Origin of the sequence: Thalassolituus pacificus, assembly GCF_025318105.1 — a bacterium.
GTDB lineage: Bacteria > Pseudomonadota > Gammaproteobacteria > Pseudomonadales > Oceanobacteraceae > Venatoribacter > Venatoribacter pacificus.
The window spans coordinates 551,840-569,298 of record NZ_JAOANI010000015.1 but is presented as its reverse complement, the minus strand read 5'-3'; the positions used below and the strand labels follow the sequence as shown (position 1 = coordinate 569,298).

The 17,459-nt window shown below is 53.0% G+C and carries 16 protein-coding genes; 8 read left to right on the top strand and 8 right to left on the bottom strand.

Translation table 11 applies throughout. The features are described from left to right. Nucleotides 1–38 precede the first annotated feature (38 nt). Nucleotides 39–470 (bottom strand): flagellar basal body-associated FliL family protein, encoded by a 432-nt coding sequence (locus tag NYR02_RS09735; protein ID WP_260976169.1) that lies wholly within the window; start codon nucleotides 468–470, stop codon nucleotides 39–41. A gap of 137 nt (nucleotides 471–607) precedes the next feature. On the opposite strand from NYR02_RS09735, the gene NYR02_RS09730 reads away from it, so the two are divergent. The 3 genes from NYR02_RS09730 (at nucleotide 608) to NYR02_RS09720 (ending at nucleotide 2,848) form a co-directional block, all read left to right on the top strand. After that, nucleotides 608–1,138, top strand: a complete 531-nt coding sequence (locus NYR02_RS09730; protein WP_260976168.1) for a disulfide bond formation protein B — start codon at nucleotides 608–610, stop codon at nucleotides 1,136–1,138. Nucleotides 1,139–1,308: 170 nt separating this feature from the next. Beyond that, complete coding sequence (gene rsd / locus NYR02_RS09725) at nucleotides 1,309–1,782, top strand: sigma D regulator (protein ID WP_260976167.1); 474 nt, start codon at nucleotides 1,309–1,311, stop codon at nucleotides 1,780–1,782. 97 nt (nucleotides 1,783–1,879) lie between these two features. Beyond that, nucleotides 1,880–2,848 (top strand): WD40 repeat domain-containing protein, encoded by a 969-nt coding sequence (locus NYR02_RS09720; RefSeq protein ID WP_260976166.1) that lies wholly within the window; start codon nucleotides 1,880–1,882, stop codon nucleotides 2,846–2,848. 41 nt (nucleotides 2,849–2,889) lie between these two features. Here the strand turns inward: NYR02_RS09720 and NYR02_RS09715 are convergent, their stop codons facing one another. Continuing rightward, nucleotides 2,890–3,324 (bottom strand): DUF4124 domain-containing protein, encoded by a 435-nt coding sequence (locus NYR02_RS09715; protein WP_260976165.1) that lies wholly within the window; start codon nucleotides 3,322–3,324, stop codon nucleotides 2,890–2,892. A gap of 154 nt (nucleotides 3,325–3,478) precedes the next feature. Here NYR02_RS09715 and NYR02_RS09710 point away from each other — a divergent pair, with 154 nt between their 5' ends. Continuing rightward, nucleotides 3,479–4,228, top strand: coding sequence for a nucleotide-binding protein (locus tag NYR02_RS09710; RefSeq protein WP_260976164.1), 750 nt, complete (start codon nucleotides 3,479–3,481; stop codon nucleotides 4,226–4,228). A 77-nt stretch (nucleotides 4,229–4,305) separates the two neighbouring features. Beyond that, complete coding sequence (locus tag NYR02_RS09705; RefSeq protein WP_260976163.1) at nucleotides 4,306–5,394, top strand: hypothetical protein; 1,089 nt, start codon at nucleotides 4,306–4,308, stop codon at nucleotides 5,392–5,394. A 26-nt stretch (nucleotides 5,395–5,420) separates the two neighbouring features. On the opposite strand, the gene NYR02_RS09700 is transcribed toward NYR02_RS09705, so the two are convergent. Beyond that, nucleotides 5,421–5,939: a TIGR02444 family protein gene (locus NYR02_RS09700; RefSeq protein ID WP_260976162.1), complete on the bottom strand. Its 519-nt coding sequence runs from the start codon at nucleotides 5,937–5,939 to the stop codon at nucleotides 5,421–5,423. A gap of 26 nt (nucleotides 5,940–5,965) precedes the next feature. On the opposite strand from NYR02_RS09700, the gene NYR02_RS09695 reads away from it, so the two are divergent. Continuing rightward, on the top strand, nucleotides 5,966–7,870 hold the full coding sequence (locus NYR02_RS09695; protein ID WP_260976161.1) for an ATP-binding cassette domain-containing protein: 1,905 nt from the start codon (nucleotides 5,966–5,968) through the stop codon (nucleotides 7,868–7,870). An 82-nt stretch (nucleotides 7,871–7,952) separates the two neighbouring features. Here NYR02_RS09695 and NYR02_RS09690 read toward each other — a convergent pair whose 3' ends face one another. The 5 genes from NYR02_RS09690 to NYR02_RS09670 form a co-directional block, all read right to left on the bottom strand. Beyond that, nucleotides 7,953–10,451 carry a heavy metal translocating P-type ATPase gene (locus NYR02_RS09690; protein ID WP_260976160.1) on the bottom strand — a complete coding sequence of 833 codons (2,499 nt, stop codon included), beginning with the start codon at nucleotides 10,449–10,451 and terminating at the stop codon, nucleotides 7,953–7,955. Nucleotides 10,452–10,699: 248 nt separating this feature from the next. Beyond that, the gene (locus NYR02_RS09685; RefSeq protein ID WP_260976159.1) at nucleotides 10,700–12,598 is read right to left on the bottom strand and encodes a hypothetical protein; all 1,899 of its coding nucleotides are present in this window, start codon (nucleotides 12,596–12,598) and stop codon (nucleotides 10,700–10,702) included. 335 nt (nucleotides 12,599–12,933) lie between these two features. Next, nucleotides 12,934–13,461, bottom strand: coding sequence for a hypothetical protein (locus NYR02_RS09680; protein ID WP_260976158.1), 528 nt, complete (start codon nucleotides 13,459–13,461; stop codon nucleotides 12,934–12,936). A gap of 144 nt (nucleotides 13,462–13,605) precedes the next feature. Then, nucleotides 13,606–14,019: a Cu(I)-responsive transcriptional regulator gene (cueR, locus tag NYR02_RS09675; protein ID WP_260976157.1), complete on the bottom strand. Its 414-nt coding sequence runs from the start codon at nucleotides 14,017–14,019 to the stop codon at nucleotides 13,606–13,608. Nucleotides 14,020–14,133: 114 nt separating this feature from the next. Then, a complete protein-coding gene (locus tag NYR02_RS09670) occupies nucleotides 14,134–14,820 on the bottom strand; it encodes a hypothetical protein (protein WP_260976156.1) in 687 nt (228 codons plus the stop codon). A 379-nt stretch (nucleotides 14,821–15,199) separates the two neighbouring features. On the opposite strand from NYR02_RS09670, the gene NYR02_RS09665 reads away from it, so the two are divergent. Continuing rightward, nucleotides 15,200–16,822 (top strand): hypothetical protein, encoded by a 1,623-nt coding sequence (locus tag NYR02_RS09665; RefSeq protein ID WP_260976155.1) that lies wholly within the window; start codon nucleotides 15,200–15,202, stop codon nucleotides 16,820–16,822. 167 nt (nucleotides 16,823–16,989) lie between these two features. Further along, nucleotides 16,990–17,457: a hypothetical protein gene (locus tag NYR02_RS09660; RefSeq protein ID WP_260976154.1), complete on the top strand. Its 468-nt coding sequence runs from the start codon at nucleotides 16,990–16,992 to the stop codon at nucleotides 17,455–17,457. Nucleotides 17,458–17,459: the final 2 nt, after the last annotated feature.

Below are 17,459 nucleotides of genomic sequence, written 5' to 3'. Positions count from 1 at the left end.
CATCAGCCATTTTAATGTCAGCGTTTTAATGCACGATATTAATTCTGTACGACAAAATTACTGAAAAATAAATCATCGACCAACGGCGAGCCTTCAAGCTTCACCATCAGCGCCCGCACTTCGTCCAGTGCTACCTTACGCAACGACTCCCGCCCCTGGGAACTGTTCATCGTTTCAGCTTCCTGCGCACTGAGCAGCATCACCAGATTATTGCGGATATAAGGCTTATGCTGGCTTACCGCCGCCGCCGCATCATTGCCCGAGACCTTCAGAGCAATTTCGGTACGCAGATATTTCATCCGCCCGGTGCTGCCGTAATTCACCACGAAAGCCGGCTCCAGATGAAGGTATTTGGTTTCTGTGGCAATCGGCGCATCCTCTGCCCGCACAACAGAAACCGCAACCAGACTGAGCAGCACCCCCAGCATTACAATGGTTTCTGACATTAACTTCGCTGACCTGCGGAACATACCTCTACTCCTCCTGACTAATCTGCAACCCGGCAGCCTTGGCCGCCGCCCTATTGATCTTAGACCAGATCCTCCGGATTGTTGCTGTGGTAGACTGCCAGCCAACCGGGCGCGAAGCGTCAGATTGTGGAATTTTTATGCAAACATTTCTGAAATCACTGTCTTTACATCACGGCTATCTCGCCGGCTTTCTCTCTTGTGTCGCGCTCCTTGCCGCCGCGTATTACTTTGAATATGCGCTGTATCTGGAACCCTGTCCGCTGTGCATGGTGCAGCGTCTTGCCACCCTCGCCATTGGTCTCGGCTGTCTGGCCGCGTTTATCGCCCGCCAGCGTGAGAACAAACCCGCCAGTTGGACATTACGCATCGCGCTGATCTTTACCCTGCTGTCCGCAATAGGTGGCGTCTGGGTGGCGGATCATCATGTTTGGCTGCAGAACCTGCCACCGGAAGACGTTCCGGCCTGCGGCCCTGGCTTCGATTATCTGATTGAAACACTGCCACTGAGCGAGCTGATCGGTGTGATGTTGCGTGGCAACGGTAATTGCGCCGATGTCTCCTGGAGCTTCGTCGGGTTAACCATGCCGGAATGGACCCGCCTGTGGTTTATCGGTTACACCCTGGCCGCTGCATTTGCGCTGTTCCGCGTCTGGCCACGCCGTCGCTGAAGCAATCGCACATCATTTAAGGGCAAGCAGAAAGCCTTGATATAGCAAGGTATAAAAGGCAAAAAAGCTGCTTGCCTCGCCCTTTTTGCCCGGCCTATAGTGTCCACATACCGTCAGAACAATAATGCAGCGACCCGTAAAAATAATGCCGGGTCGCCAAGGAGATGAATATGCTGGAAGGCTGCAAAACTGCACAGGAACGCTGGGGCGGCGTTCACAAACTGATCGATGGCTGGCTCAACGGTCGTCAGGAACTGATCGTTTTATTCTGCAACCTGTCCGCCAGCAAGCCGCTGTCAGCAGAACAACATCTGGGGTCTGCAATCCAGCGGTTTTGCCAGAGCATGATGGACTATTGCTCCGCCGGGCATTTTGAAATTTACGAGCAACTCATCAACGAAGCCAAAGAGTATGACGACGGCGGTGTAGAGCTGGCCTCTACTCTGGTACCCAAACTGGATGCGTTGACCGGTCGCTGTGTCGATTTTAACGACACCTACGACGAACACTGCACCTTTGAACAACTGGCGCAGCTGCCACACGACTTATCCGCTATCGGCGAAATTCTGGAAGAGCGCTTTGAACTGGAAGATCAGCTGATCGCTCGCCTGCATACAGCTCACCGCGAACTCGCCACCGTATAACCCTTCTCTTTGCTCTCTGGTTCCCGCAACAGCGGGAACCACAAAATCCCGTCAGACGAACTACACTGGTACAGAATTTATCTGCAACGGGTTTGCCATGATTCAGCGACTGCAGCATGTTCGTGCCGTCTTACTATTCCCCCTGACCTTATTACTGAGTGGCTGCGACGATGCCAAAGCGCCGGCCGACGTCCGTGAAGTGTCGCGCCAGGGCGCTTACTCCATGAATTTCTCAGCCAATGGTAATGAGCTGATGGTTGGCAGTCTGCATCATGGCGGCAGCCTCTGGAGCATTAATCCGGCAGAACGACTGTTCGACTGGAATCATAAAGCGGAAGGCTACAGCAACATTACCAGCAGCGCGTTTTCCCCCGAGGGGAATTTTGTTGCCACCACCGACAACCGCACCATCGTACTCTGGGCACGCGACAGTGGCGAAGCGGTATGGTTTTGGAACTCCCCCGGAGACATTGAAGATATCGCCCTGACCAGCAACGGCAATTACGCCCTGCTGGCCATGGCCGATTACACCGCGACATTGTTCGATATTAAAAATGGTGGCATTCGCTTACGTCTTGCCCACGACGGCATCGTCTACGACGTCAGTGTCAGCGACAACAGTTTATTAGCCGCCAGCGCCAGCGATGATCTGAATGCGCGGATCTGGAATCTGGAAAACGGTAAGTTACTGCATCAGCTGAAACACAATAATCAGGTAAAAACCGCACAGCTGTCAGCCGACGGCCGCCTGCTGTTTACCTCAGCACTGAACGAAAGCGGGAAAATATGGGATGTGGCATCCGGACGTTTATTGCAACAGATTGACCGTACTCGCGGTCACTACAGCGCTGCCCGTTTTTCTGCCAACAACAGCCAATTGTTAACGGGTAACAGCTCCGGGCAAATTGAATTATGGAACACCGCCGATGGCCAGCGCAGCCATATATGGCGCGCCAGTCCACGCGACACCTGGGTCAGCAATAACGTGCTGGTTGAAGACGTTGCCTTTCATAACAATGAATGGCTGGCCGCAGGCTCCAACGGCATGTTGTATTTCCTGCGCTGAAACCTGCTGAAACCTGCTGAAACCTATTCTGACGCAGGCGCTCAGCGCGCCTGATCAATGTCTTTTTTATGCTGATCAACCAACGCCTGTACGCCCTTGGCATCGTCCAGCAATTTGGGGATATCGGCCGGATTCACCGTCATCGGCAAGCCCGGTGCATTAGCCTCCGGTTCTTGCTGGCGTTTCTTTTCTGTGGTTTCTTCTCGTGCCGCAACCTTAACACTCTGAATAACATTGGCAGCGGTATCGACTCCGACAGCCTGCGCAACGACCCCTTCCGGTACTTCGTCACCAAAATGCCAAACGCCTTTGCTGTCCTGCCATTTATAATAGGTCTGCCGCGTTTGCTCCGTTGATAACAGCTCCGGCTCAGAATCGGAAGACATCAGTGGTTTGCCATCCGGGCCTTTAATAAAATAAGGCGCAGCAACTGCCAGCCCGAGAATAAACAGCATAAAGGCTATTTTACTTTTCATTTGATCATCCTTGTGATTCATTCCACGCCCGGAGATTATAACCTATGCTACAAATGCGCAGGACAAAAAGCGCCCCGATAACACGCAGTGGCAACACAACCGATAACGAGCCCACATAACCATCGGTACCGCATAAGGAAACAGGGATATTTCAGTGACAGAAATACTAACGCCGCAAGATGGTCCGGCAGCCGCCCGGATTATCAGTCGTGCTGCTCCTGTTCGCATTATGGTTGCGAACGCCAAGGGCGGCTGTGGCAAAACCACCATGGCAACCAATCTGGCCAGCTACTTTTCCCGTCAGGGCGAAGTAACGGCACTGATTGATTATGATCCACAGGGATCATCCATGGATTGGTTACAGGCACGTGACCAACACCTGCCAAAAATCAGTGGCGTGGCAGCCTTTCAGCGTCATGCTCCCAGTGCCTCGACCCGAACCTGGAGTCTGCGCGTACCATCCGATACCAGTCGTGTGATTCTCGATACGCCCGCCGGACTTGCCGGCAATGAATTATCCGATCTGATTCAGCAGGCCGACCTTATTGTTATTCCGGTTATTCCTTCTGCCATCGATATCCGTGCCGCCACCGGTTTTATCCGCGATGTACTGTTATCGCGTGCTTATCGTATTAATCCCAAGCCTATCGCGGTTGTTGCTAATCGTGTGCGTAAAAATACATTGATTTACGCCAAGCTCGAGCGCTTCCTCAACAGCCTGCAAATTCCCTTTATCGCCGCACTGCGCGATACTCAATTTTATGTCCGTGCCAGCGAGCACGGATTAGGTCTGATCGATTTTGATCAGCAGGATTCAAAAGACGAAAAAGAGTGGCAGCCGTTGCTGCAATGGATGAGCAAAACCATTGACAACATTCGTCACCCAACCGAAAAAGAAAAATAAATTCATCTAAAATAAATAGATGATTTTAATTCATTTCGTATAATGCCCCGACGATCAAACCTGAATGAGGAATTCACATGGCCGCCCGCAAAAAAGCACCTGCAAAAAAAGCAGCTCAACCAAAAGCAAAAACTGCAGTAAAAACAGTCGCTAAAGCCGCTGTTAAGAAAGCAGTAGCAAAGAAACCTGTTGCCAAAAAAGTTGTAGCGAAAAAGCCGGTAGCAAGAAAAGCGGCGGTTAAAAAAGTCGTTGCTAAAGCAGCCGCATTGAGTGTTGCACAGCAACTGGAAAAAGATATCGCCGCTCTGCAGGCGAAACTGGCTACTGCCCGCGCCAAAGAACTGAGCGATGCAGAGAAAGCCGTTGCCAAAGCGACAACCGCGCAAGGCAAAGCCAATGAGAAGCTGGCCAAAGCCAATGCAGCGCGTAAAACCGTTGCTGAAAAAGTAAAAGTAAAGAAAACACCGGCTGGCGTTCGTCAGCTGGAAGCGGCCCGTGCCCGTGTTGAAGCCGCCAAAGCGGAAGCAGCAGCCGCCAAAGAAACCGCCGTAGCCGCCAAAGCAGCAATGGCAGCTCTGACGCTTGAAGCAAAATCACGTGCAGCACTGGACAAAGTCATCGCTGATTTTGAAAAAGCCCAGGCCAAACTGACCAGCAAAGCACCGGCCAAAAAGAAAGCCGTAGCGCGTAAGCCTGCAGTGAAAACGGCTGCTGCTGCCAAGCCAGCGGCTCCCGCCGCAGAAAAAACCGTTGCTGCCAAAAAAGCTCCGGCGAAGAAAGCCGCTGCCAAACCTGCCGCCAAGAAAACAGCTGCTGCAAAACCTGCAACCAAAGCCGCTGCTAAACCGGTAGCCGCCAAACCAGCCGTTAAGAAAGCAGCCGCAAAGCCTGCCGCTAAAAAACCAGCTGCGAAAAAGCCAGCCGCTAAACCAGCAACTCCTGTCGCCGCTGCTGCAGAAGCAGAAGTGAAAGACGTTGCCGTTGAAACGACCGCAATTGAAGCCCCGGTAGCGGCTCCGGCCGTTGAAGCGCCTGTTGTTGAAAAATCAGCCGTTGAAACTCCGGTAGCAGAAACTCCTGCCGCCGAAGCTGCGGCGACGGATGCTCCTGCAACAGAAACTCCAACTGAAGACGGCGAAAAGTCCAGCCTGTTCGGCAACGACTGATCATCTGCACTGTGCGTTGTGCGGAGTTACTCCGCCAGCAGCAACAGCTGTTGTAAAAGAGGCCTGCGGGCCTCTTTTTTTTGTGCCGCCGACACGCCATTATCAACCGCCGCCATATCCTGCAGCAGCAACAGATTTTGCTCACAGCACGGCTGTTGTTGGTCTATCAATGACTGATTTTTCAACCAATCCAGTATGCGCACGATCCCTTCCCGCTCCGCCTGTAATTCGGCCTGCAGCAATTGCTTGCGCAACGCCGCCTGCTGCGAACGCAGCGGTTCGGCATTTAAGTGTGAGCGCGCATGGCGTATTGGTAAGATCACCTGCTGACGCCAGCGGAAGTAGTCTCCGGCTTCGCTCAACGTATCTGGCAGTTCATAGTGCTGCTTACCCAGCCACAACGCTGTCAGCAGCAACAGTACATCCATATCGGCATCGTTCTGCAGGCTCAGCAACGTCTGCTGCACTCCGGGGCGTGCATAAAATGTCAGGGCAAACTCCCACAGTGGGTTATCGCCGCTTTCTGTGGCAAACTGCGCCGCCATTGCCGTCACCTTTAATTAGCCAAGTTATGATCGAATTTAATCAGGTTTCCCTGCAGCGCGGAACGCAAACTCTGCTCAAAGACTGCCAGCTGCGTATCCATGATGGGCAGAAAATGGCGTTAATCGGTCCTAACGGTGCCGGTAAATCCAGTCTGTTCGCGCTGCTGAATGGTGAACTGCAGGTGGACGGTGGTGACCTGTACATTCCGCCAAAATGGCGCATCGCCCATATGCGCCAGGAAGTGGAAGCCAGCGAGCGCAGTGCGCTGGATTACGCGATGGATGGCGATGCCATTTACCGCCGCATCGAACACGGCATCGCCAACGCCCAGAACGATAACGATCTGACCCACTGGCTGGATCAGATGGATCAGCATCAGGGCTACAGCGTGCCGGTAAAAGCCGAGCAACTGCTGCACGGTCTGGGATTCAGCAAAGAAGAATTGCAGCGTCCGGTTAAAAGCTTTTCCGGTGGCTGGCGTATCCGCCTGAATCTGGCGCAGGCGCTGATGATGCCGTCCGATTTACTGCTGCTCGACGAACCGACTAACCACCTGGATCTCGAGGCCACCATGTGGCTCGAACAGTGGCTGAATAATTATCCCGGAACCCTGTTATTTATTTCCCATGACCGCGATTTTATCGACGGTGTTGCTGACCATATTGTCCATCTGCACCAGCAGAGTCTGACGTTGTATCCCGGCAACTACAGTGCTTATGAGCGCATCCGTGCGGAAAAACTCGCACAGCAGCAAACGCTGTTTGAAAAACAACAGGTACGCGTGGCCGAGATCGAACAGTTCGTTGCCCGCTTCCGCGCCAAGGCCAGTAAGGCCAAACAGGCACAGAGCCGCTTAAAAGAATTACAGCGCATGGAGCTGATTGCGCCGGCGCATGTGGATTCGCCTTTCCGCTTTGAATTTCCGTGCTACGAAAAAATGTCGGCACCACTGCTGGCCATTGATCATGCCGCACTGGGTTATGCCGGCAAAACCATTCTGCCCGATGTGCGCCTGTCGGTTGTGCCGGGCCATCGCGTCGGCCTGCTTGGCCCTAACGGCGCGGGTAAATCAACGCTGCTGAAAACCCTGTGCAACGAAATTACCATGCTCAGCGGTGAACGCTCTGAAGGCGAACATCTGCGCATTGGTTACTACGCTCAGCACCAGCTGGAATCGCTGGATGTGAAAGCCTCCGGCGCACTGATATTGCAGCGTTTAAAACCGAAAGCGTCTGATCAGGAAATCCGTAATTTCCTCGGTGGTTTTGGTTTCCACGGCGATAAAGCGCTGGAAGTGATCGAACCCTTTTCCGGTGGCGAAAAAGCCCGCATGGCGCTGGCCTGTGTCGCCTGGATGAAGCCCAACCTGCTGATTCTGGACGAGCCGACCAACCATCTGGATATCGAAATGCGCGAAGCCTTAACGCTGGCGCTGCAGAATTTCCCCGGTGCGATTTTAATCGTCAGTCACGACCGCCACTTATTAAAAGCAACCGTCGATGAATACTGGCTGGTCGATAACGGTAAGGTGCAGGAGTTTGATGGCGACCTCGACGATTACCATCACTACCTGCAACAGCGGGACAATATTCTGGCGGGCAGCACCGACAACGCCACAGCATCTGCTGCCAGCGCTGCGGCCAACGTGCCACAGACAGATCGCAAAGAGCAGAAACGTCTGGATGCCGAAAAACGCCAGCGCCTGGCGCCTCTGCGTAAGCAACAGCAGGCAGCAGAAAAGCAGATGGAGAAATTCCAGACCCAGCTCAGCGCGGTCGAAGAAAAACTATCCGACACCGGTCTGTACGATGCCGAACGCAAAGCCGAGCTTAATCAGTTGCTGCAGGAACAGGGCAAACTGAAAAGTGCGCTGGAAGACATTGAAATGGAGTGGATGGAATTAACCGAACAGCTGGAGCAGGCGGAATAATATCCGCCTGCTTTTACCTGTTTTTTAACAGCATGCTTTTAACAACAGGCATTTAACAACAGGCATTTAACAACAGCCGGTATCAGCCAAGCACCGCTTTAAAACGCTTCAGCCGCAGCGCATTACTCAGCACAAATACGCTCGACATCGCCATTGCCCCCGCCGCCAGCATCGGCGACAGCAACACACCATAAGCCGGATACAACGCACCGGCTGCCAGTGGAATCAGCAGGGCGTTATAGGCAAATGCCCAGAACAGGTTCTGGCGGATATTGCGCAGGGTCGCCTGACTGATGGCCAGCGCGTTCGGCACCGCCCGCAGGTCGCCGTTCATCAGCACCACATCGGCCGCTTCAATGGCGATATCAGTACCCGTGCCAATGGCTAAACCAACATCCGCTTCGGCCAGAGCCGGCGCATCGTTAATACCGTCACCAACAAAAGCCAGCGCACCGTAACGGGCGCGCAACGTTTTCAGCGCTTCTACTTTGCCTTCCGGCATTACACCGGCGACCACTTCATCGATACCGAGCTGAGCAGCAATCGCCTGCGCGGTGCGTTCGTTATCACCGGTAATCATCGCCACTTTTAAGCCAAGCGCATGCAGAGCATTAATCGCTGCGGGGGTGGTGTCTTTAACAGGATCAGCCACCGCAATGACTGCCGCTAATTTGCCATCGATGGCGGCATACAGCGGGCTCTTACCGGCTGCTGCCAGTGCGGTACTTTGCGCGGCTAAAGGCCGTAATTCTGCGCTCATTAAATCCAGTCCGAGCTGCTGCATAAAACGGTCGGCACCGATTTCAACACGCTTGCCATCGACCAGTGCACGAATACCCAGACCGGGAAGCGCGATAAACTCCTGCGGCTCGCTCAGTGTCAGCGAACGCTCTCTGGCGGCGCGTACAATAGCCTCAGCCAGCGGATGTTCAGAATGCTGTTCGGCGGCGGCGACTAATGCCAGCAGATTGTCTTCCTCAAAACCCGGCTGACAGATCAGATCGGTTAATTCCGGCTGGCCTTTGGTTAACGTACCGGTTTTATCCAGCGCAACGATTTTGCTGTCACGCAGGCTCTGCAGCGCATCGCCACGACGGAACAGAATACCCAGTGCCGCGGCCCGCCCGGTGCCCACCATAATGGAGGTTGGTGTCGCCAGCCCCATGGCACAGGGGCAGGCAATAATCAGCACGGCAACGGCATTAATCAGGGCAAAACTCAGCGCCGGTTGCGGGCCGAACAGCAGCCAGACCACAAAGGTCAGTGCGGCAGTGGCCATCACCAGAGGTACAAAGATGGCGGTGACTTTATCGACCAGTGCCTGAATCGGCAGCTTCGCGCCCTGCGCCTGCTCCACCATTCGGATAATCTGTGACAGCAGGGTATCGCCACCTACTTTTGCGGCACGGAAGGTCAGCGCGCCGTTTTTATTCACCGTGCCGCCCACCAGCTCATCTCCGGGAGCTTTCGCCAGCGGTAACGGCTCACCGGTGAGCATGGATTCATCGACATAGGACTCACCTTCGAGCACCTCGCCATCGGTGGCGATACGCTCACCGGGACGCACCACCAGCACGTCACCCACCTGAATATCCGCCAGTTCAACATCCACCAGCTCTGCTCCGCGTTTGACCCGTGCAGTTTTTACCTGCAGACCCAGCAGGTGCTGAATGGCTTCGCCGGTACGGCCTTTGGCGCGCGCTTCGAGTAAGCGTCCCAGCAAAATCAGGGTGACGATCACCGCCGCCGCTTCAAAATACACATGGCGAGTACCTTGCGGCAGCCACTGTCCGGCAAAGGTCGCCACCAGCGAAAAACCCCAGGCCGATAAACTGCCCAGCGCCACCAGCGAGTTCATATCCGGAGCGCGACGCCATAGCGCCGGCAGACCTTTGCTGAGAAAACGTCGGCCGGGGCCAAACAACACCAGCGTGGTGAGCAGTAGCTGAATGCCCCAGTTCAGCGGCTGGCCCAGAGTCTCTGCCAGCCACTGCTGCATGCCCGGAATAATGTGTGCGCCCATCTCCAGCACAAACACCGGCAATGTCAGCCCTGCGGCCAGCCAGAAATCACGCTGTAACTGCTGTTGTTCCTGCTCGCGCCGGGCGTTGTCATCATCACGCTCAGCGGCCAGAGGTGCAGCATCGTAACCTGTGCTGCGGACCGCTTTGATTAACGCTGCCGCATCCAGATTACCGGCCAGTACTTCCACCGTAGCGATTTCTGCAGCCAGGTTAACCTGCGCGCTGAGCACGCCGGGCAAACCGAGCAGGGCTTTTTCGACTTTACCGACACAGGATGCGCAGCTCATGCCAATCACCGACAGCTGATACTGCTCGGTGCGGGTTTCATAGCCGCAGTTTTTAACGGTTTGCAGCAGCGCCTGTGTTTGCCCATAGGCTGCCAGAGTCACCTCGGCTTTTTCGCTGGCCAGATTCACGCTGGCGGCGCTGACACCCGGCGTCGCCAGTAAGGCCTGTTCAACGCGGCGCACACAGGAGGCGCAGCTCATGCCGATCACCGGCAATTGCAGCACGGCAGCAGCATGGTCAGGCATGGGAATAGCTGTAGATTGAGTCATCGTTCTGTCCTGTCAGGAAAGCAATGACTGCAGTGTGAACCTTGCCATGGTGGTAAGGTCAAGCGTTGCCTTTTCAAAAGCACTCTGCAGCACTCACGCGAAGCTGTGCAGAATGATTCAGAGGTACCTTAATAGTCGGGGCTAACAAAAGGCGAAGCCAGCGAGGTCTGGCGCAGCATGATCTGCTGCATATTCCCGCCAATAAAAAAGCAGACCGGTGGCCTGCTTTTTTATTGGCTAATTTAACGTCAATGCACTGCGTAAATACGCTTCCGCTTAACAGTACGCAACACCAGAGGCAGTAATAACAAGTTCAGAAACCAAAGGCTGCCGCCGGATGATCCTCCTTCTGATTTACCAGGGCTGGCTCCATCGCCACCGCCAGTTTCATCGCCGCCACTATTGTCCGTGTCGCCACCATCGCCATCATCGGTATCTCTGACGGCCGAACCATAACGATAGAATTTGACGACATCTCTATGCCAATCTTCCTGTATGCGGAAACGGTTCCCACCGACCTCCGGCATAACCAATGAATCCCCATTATCGAACCCTTCCAGCTGAAAATGCTCAAAATCCGACGTCGATATATATGCGTAGCCCATTATATTAAACCGATTTGAAGATTCAGCCTCCGGAATAAGCAGCGAGAATTTGATAAAAAAGGTTTCTCCGGCCACATTGATATTGTCCTGTTCAATGATGACACCTTCCGGCATATTCCAGCGATCAGCCAGCACGGTTTCAGTGTTTCGGGTTTGCCAGCTTTCTCCACCATCTATGGAAAGCAGAATCTCCGAAGTCTCACCGTTACTGATAAATATTACAGAATCAGTAATGATGATGTTTCCAATCTCTTCGTAGGGGTCACTCCACTCTCCAATAACCTTCCATGTCCAATCAACACCGTTTTCAGAATAGCCGTAGAGTACGTCATACCAATAGTATTCATATTCGCCGCCATAACCGTAAAGACCAACAACCTGCAACGTGCCATCGCTGTTCTGATGATAGTCCTGAATCAGAAACCCAGGCTCACGCCCTTCAGGAGGAGTACCTTCAGGAAACGGGGTTATTTCTGTCCAGCTGGATTCCCCGACAGATTTAATAAAAAACTCTGTGTTGTAACGCTCCCCTTCGGCCATATACAGCATATTGCCGTTGGTTAATGTAATATATTCGGCATAAAAATCTTCCGGCCCTTTACCCGCATAGGTCCAGCTTTGCAGATCCGTTGATGAGTAAAAGTCGCTGGTACTGAAATCGCCACTGACAGCAAGATATTCACCGACGACGGCATTATAATAAATACCCGTTAATTCCATACCGGCCTGCAGTTTTAAATCTGCACCTGCCTGCCAACTTTTCAGATCATCCGAATAATTTATATAAACCGTATCTTCTTCAGGGCCGTCGGCCTCCCCTGCTTTAATTGCGATGTACTTATTGTTCAGAAAATAGATATTGTGCGCGTCAGGAGTACCAGCGACAGGTTGCAGACCATGTTCATCCAGCCGCATCATAGCCGTACCGGAAGGGTCGCTGTCTGACTCGCTGAAAAGAAAATAATAAGCCTCTGCGTCCCGGAGTATTAGCGAGTAATAAGGACTGTATTTCCGCCTATCCAGTTCATCGGATACTGGCATCCAGTGGTCGCCCACGTATGCGTCCTGCAAGAGACGGTGTGTGGCAATATTTCTTGGGAAAGGTATGCCAAGATACTCACTTTCGTAGAACCCTAGGGTCGTAAAAGCCAACATATCAGCGACTCCCGGCTTCAGTGTAAAGCTGACGAGGACTTTTTCTCCTCTTTCATAGCTACGCGCAATATCGCTGAAACAACTCCAGTTAAACCCAGGATAGCTCCAGTTGCTGTTCATCAATGCGGCGTTATCTGTATCGATATTTAAAGCGGCTGAAAAATGGGTTGCACTTGCGGTCCCATTGATGGTTGCTTCAACGTTATCACTCCACGACACCGGCAAAGCAATACAGCTTGATACGACACTGGGTTCGGCAGAGTAAAGCCCTTCGTCACGCTGCACGGTTACCGTACCATTTTCATTCTGATAGTACGTGTACGATTCGGCATAGCTCTGACAGGCGACAACCAAAAGAGCCGCCGTAGCGATAAGCTTTAAATTCATATTTTCTCCCCGGACAATATCAACATTTGTCCTTTTTTACTTGAACCGGGAATTTGAAATGAAAGCAGCTCTTTTTTCTATCCTTCAAAAGATTGAAGTGAAGGACATTATTGTTACCGGACTCAAATAACCAGAGAGTATTCACGTTAAAGCCGGAAGGGGCTAGACCATTAGTCTGCTTTTTTACTGAATAATCTCACTTCAGAACGCTGTAGCAATAAACAGTCGCTGAATCGTATGCAGCAGCTGGTAATGCTGAATATCCGCCAGGAAAACAATAAGGATTGCCAACGATATATCTCATTTACAGCGATGTGATAATAGAAAGGCCATCGTTAATCAAGCGCACCAGACAGCAGCATCAAATTATCAGTGACGTTCTCATTTACCACTAAGCGATGCATTTCAACGGCCTGAGGATAGCGGGTTGCGAAATACTCTCCCATATTAAGACCCGTCATGGTGAACGTACGCATATCGGCAACCCCCGGCTTAAACGTAAAACTGACAACGACCTGGCCCCCGTCTTCATAGTTACGCGCAGTGTCGCTGAAACAGCTCCAGTTAAACCCAGGATAACTCCAGTTGCTGTTCATCACTGCGGCGCTGACTGTATCGGAGCTTAATCTGGCTGAAAAATCAGTTGCACTTGCCGCACCAGCGATGGTTACTTTGAGGTCATCATTCCAGGATACGGGTAAAGCAATGCAGCTTGATACAACACCGGGTTCGGCAGAGTACACTTCCTTGCTCCGTTGCACGGTGACCGTGCCGTCCTCAGCTTGATAATGGGTGTACGAGTCGGCATAGCCCTGACTGGCAGCAACAAGCAGTGTGACCGAAATGATAATCCTTAAGCTCATACGTTCTCCCTGGACAATATCAATATTTGTCCTTTTTAACCTAATCCGGAATTTGAAGCAAAAGTCGCTGTGTTTTCTATCATCCAAAAGATTGGAATGGCGACTTTTATTGTTACCGGGCTCGGCAGCCTGAAGGTGCTCAGGTTATGGAATCGCGTCTGGCGCGCAATCATCTGCCGCCAGCTGAGCGAGAATCGCACAGTGTGACTGGTCATCGCCGGAGCAGGCCGTCACCATGTCCTGCAAAGTACTGCGCATGGCATGCAGCTCCTGAATTTTATGTTCCACTTCCTGCAGATGCTGCCCGGCCAGCGCTTTCACTTCACGCGCGGAACGTTGCGGATCGGCCCATAGCGCCAGCAGCTCTCCGATTTGCGGCAGTGAAAACCCCAACAGCCGTGAGCGGCGGATAAACCTCAGCATTTCCACATCCTGTGCAGAATACTGGCGATAACCCGCCGCGGTACGCGCTACCTCGGGCAGCAGCCCACTGCTTTCATAATGGCGGATCATCTTTGCCGATACACCGGCCTGCGCGGCCGCTTCACCAATGTTCATGACGACTCCGGTTACTTAATACCGTCATCATGGTACAGAAAAAATTAAGCGGGACAGAAATAAGATGGGAAAAACCAGCGGGCAATTCCGCTGGTTTTATTCTGCCGCTGAATATCAGGGCAGCAGATCAAGCACGACCTGACCGGAAGCGCCCAGTCCGTTGCCAGTGGTCGCAGAGTAGTTATAACGCCAGACACCGGGGCCTTCTTGCGAGAACTGAACGTTCTGTTCACCCAGATTAAAATTGTTAAAAATATCATCGGTGTGACCACTCTGAGCGACATAAGCCTCCAGAGCAGGGGGTGTTACTGCTTCGGCCACAAAGAGTTTCAGATCATTTTCATGACTCAGAGCCACCATACGATGACCCCCTGACTGGTTTTCAATCACAGCACAGTGAATAGCAGAGGTACTGTCACCTTCGGTATCTGACCAGTTGAGCGAGACAGAACCCAGGCTGTCGGCATCATCGCTGACTTTATAAAAATCCAGTTCTACCGTGACATTTTCCTGATAATAAGAAACAGGGCTTAATCCCACCGTTCTGAACCCGCTGGCTTTATAAGTCAGGTGACGGGTTGTCTCAATTAAGAATTCGCGTCCGTTATCCCCATGCTCCGTCACGATCTTACCGATGGTAATGTTCATAGGGTCAAAACCACCAGCGCAGTTTGCCATTTCCCAACCACCACCGGCCTCCGCGCTTCTGTTACGGATAATCAGGCTTTCCAGACGACTTGATTCAGCAATTTTACTGATCTCGACGTTCACCATTTTTGTGCGTTCACGGCGAATATTCACAACTCCGACCCAACTTCCGGCGTAACCACTGCCGTTCAATTGTTCAGAGGCGGCAATATAAGGTGCCGGGTCAAAGCGCTCTACGCCGGAGGAATCAGAACTATCATCAGCGCCGCCACAGGCAGTCAGTAATAAGGCGGAGACAACAGCAAGAGAGAGATTTCACGATCTATTCCATTAGTTATTTATTGTTTTCACGATAATAACCAGATGTACAGATCCCGCCAAGTTTTCATGGAAAATCAATAATTTGTCCAACCTACTAGGCTGCGCATAGAACACACATTCATGAACAGCCATTTATCAATACGTTAATCATCTTAACGTTATCAACAGCCCGGCCGATACCCTGTGCATAACCCGCCAAAAGGAAACGGCCATGAAGATTGTTCAGTCGCAGGTTCAGCTCAGTGCTCAGCAAAAAGATCTGTTATTAAGCGCCCGCCTTACAGGCATGTCGGTGAGAGTCACGGCAGGTGATGGAGATAATGACGGCGGCAATCCAACGAACGGCAGCAGCGCCAGCGCCGGCATTCAGTTGTCACTGAGCACCCGCACTGAAAGCAGCCAGGCAGTGAGTCGCAGCAGCAGTGTGACCCATGCCGATGGCCGTCAGCAGCAGTCGTCTTCATCCTACCTGGCACAACAGCTGACCGAACAGACCACCCAGCTGAGTGTGATCGTCAGCGCCGTAAATACCCGGCCGGGCAGTGCAGGCCTTGGCGTACAGGTTGAGGTGCAGAGCGTGTTGCAGGTTGAACGCGAAGAGTCTCTGGCCTTTGAAGCGCTGGGTCAGGTACAGACCGAAGACGGCCGTCAGATTGATTTTATGCTGGCGCTGGATTTCAGCCGTTATACCCGCGCCGAGCAGACCAACCTGTTTCAGGGTCAGCTCAATCTGATCGACCCGCTGATGATTAATCTGAATGGCGGTGCGGTCGAGCTTTCCGACCAGAGCTTCAGTTTTGATCTGAACGCCGACGGCCAGAACGAAAGCATCGCCCGTACCGCCGCCGGTAGTGGCTATCTGGTATTCGATAAAAACAACAACGGCATCATTGATGACGGCAGCGAAATGTTCGGCCCGCAGAGTGGTAATGGTTTTGCCGACCTGGCGCAGTACGATGACGACGGCAACGGCTGGATTGACGAAAACGATGCCATCTTCAGCCAGCTCAGCCTGATGGAATTTGATGATGAAGGGCCAACCCTGCGCTCCGCCGCGGAAGCCGGCTTAGGCGCATTTTTTCTTGGTTCTGCAGCGTCAGATTACGAGCTGAAAAACGACGCCGGCCAGGTGCGCGGAGTCATTGCCCGCTCCGGTGTTGCGCTGAATGAAAACGGCGAAGCGCTGCTATTGCAGGAAGTACATCTGAATACTCCGCCCAGCTTGCCGCAGCACGCCATAACCGGTGGCAACCTCGCCCTGAACAGCGAACAGGGCAGGGTTGACCTGCAATCACCGCTGAGTTTTTTCCAGTTTGATAACGAGCTGCTGAACAGCCGCGATGAACAAACCCGGGTACAGCTGCGCTTTGAACCCGATCAGGATGCGCAACTGGTGGCCGCAGGCCCCCTGCCGGGAACAGCCGCCGCTGGTCATCATGCCAGCAACAGCACCCACAACAATAACAACAGCAACTCTGGCAGCAACCCCGCCCAGAGTCGTGCATCACACCCGGATGCGCCCCTCTACGATGATCTGCAGCCCCGCCGCATGAATATGCGCCAGTGGGCCGCCGATGCCATTAACCGCTACCACAATGAAGAGCAGCTCAAACCCAATGGCAAAGACGCACAGGTGTATGTCGATATTCCCGACCCGGTGCGGGCAACCCCGCTTAATCTGCGCAACGAAGTTGATGCCGGCAGCAAAGATATGGACAACAAACTAAAAGCCCTGCGCGCCACCATTGAAGAATTAAAACAGATGCGCGAGCAACAGCAGCAAAGTCAGAAACCGCTGGCGCTGTATCAGGCGATAGGTCATTTGCAGGGGTAAAAACCGAACTGAAAATCTGCACAAAAGCGGCGGCCTGCTACCGCCCCGGCGGACAGCCGCTGCCGCTGTTTTTCCTTTAAGGCCGCAGTGCAGAGCAAGACTGCAGCCTGCAGCGCCATGGCATACATACTGCTTTCTGACAGAACCATCAGAAAAGGAGGCAGGGTATGAACATTAACCGTACGGAGGCGTTATCCGCCATTAATAACCATCTGAATCCTAAGCAGGATAAATCGGCCAATACCGTATTTGCCGATCTGCTGCGCGCACAACAACAGGCCCAGCCTGCGACAGAACCTGTCCGTGCAGTAGCCGCATCGTCCGCAGCAGCTGCGATGCCGGCATCAGCAACGTCCGCATCCGCAGCAGAACCAGAAGCCAGTACAGAAAAAAGCGCTGCGCAGGAATTCCGCGACTATATGGCGATGAGCGATGCCGAAAAAATGCGCGCGACGGTGCTGAAAGAAATGGGGCTGACCGAAGAAGAGTTTGAGCAGCTGCCGCCGGAAGAACAGCTGGCCATTGAGCAGAAAATTGTTGAGCGGCTGAAGCAGGAAACCGGCGTCAGCGATACCGGTTTTAATACCGAAGCCATCGCTATGCTGCTGCAGGAAACCGTACCCGCACCAACCTGACA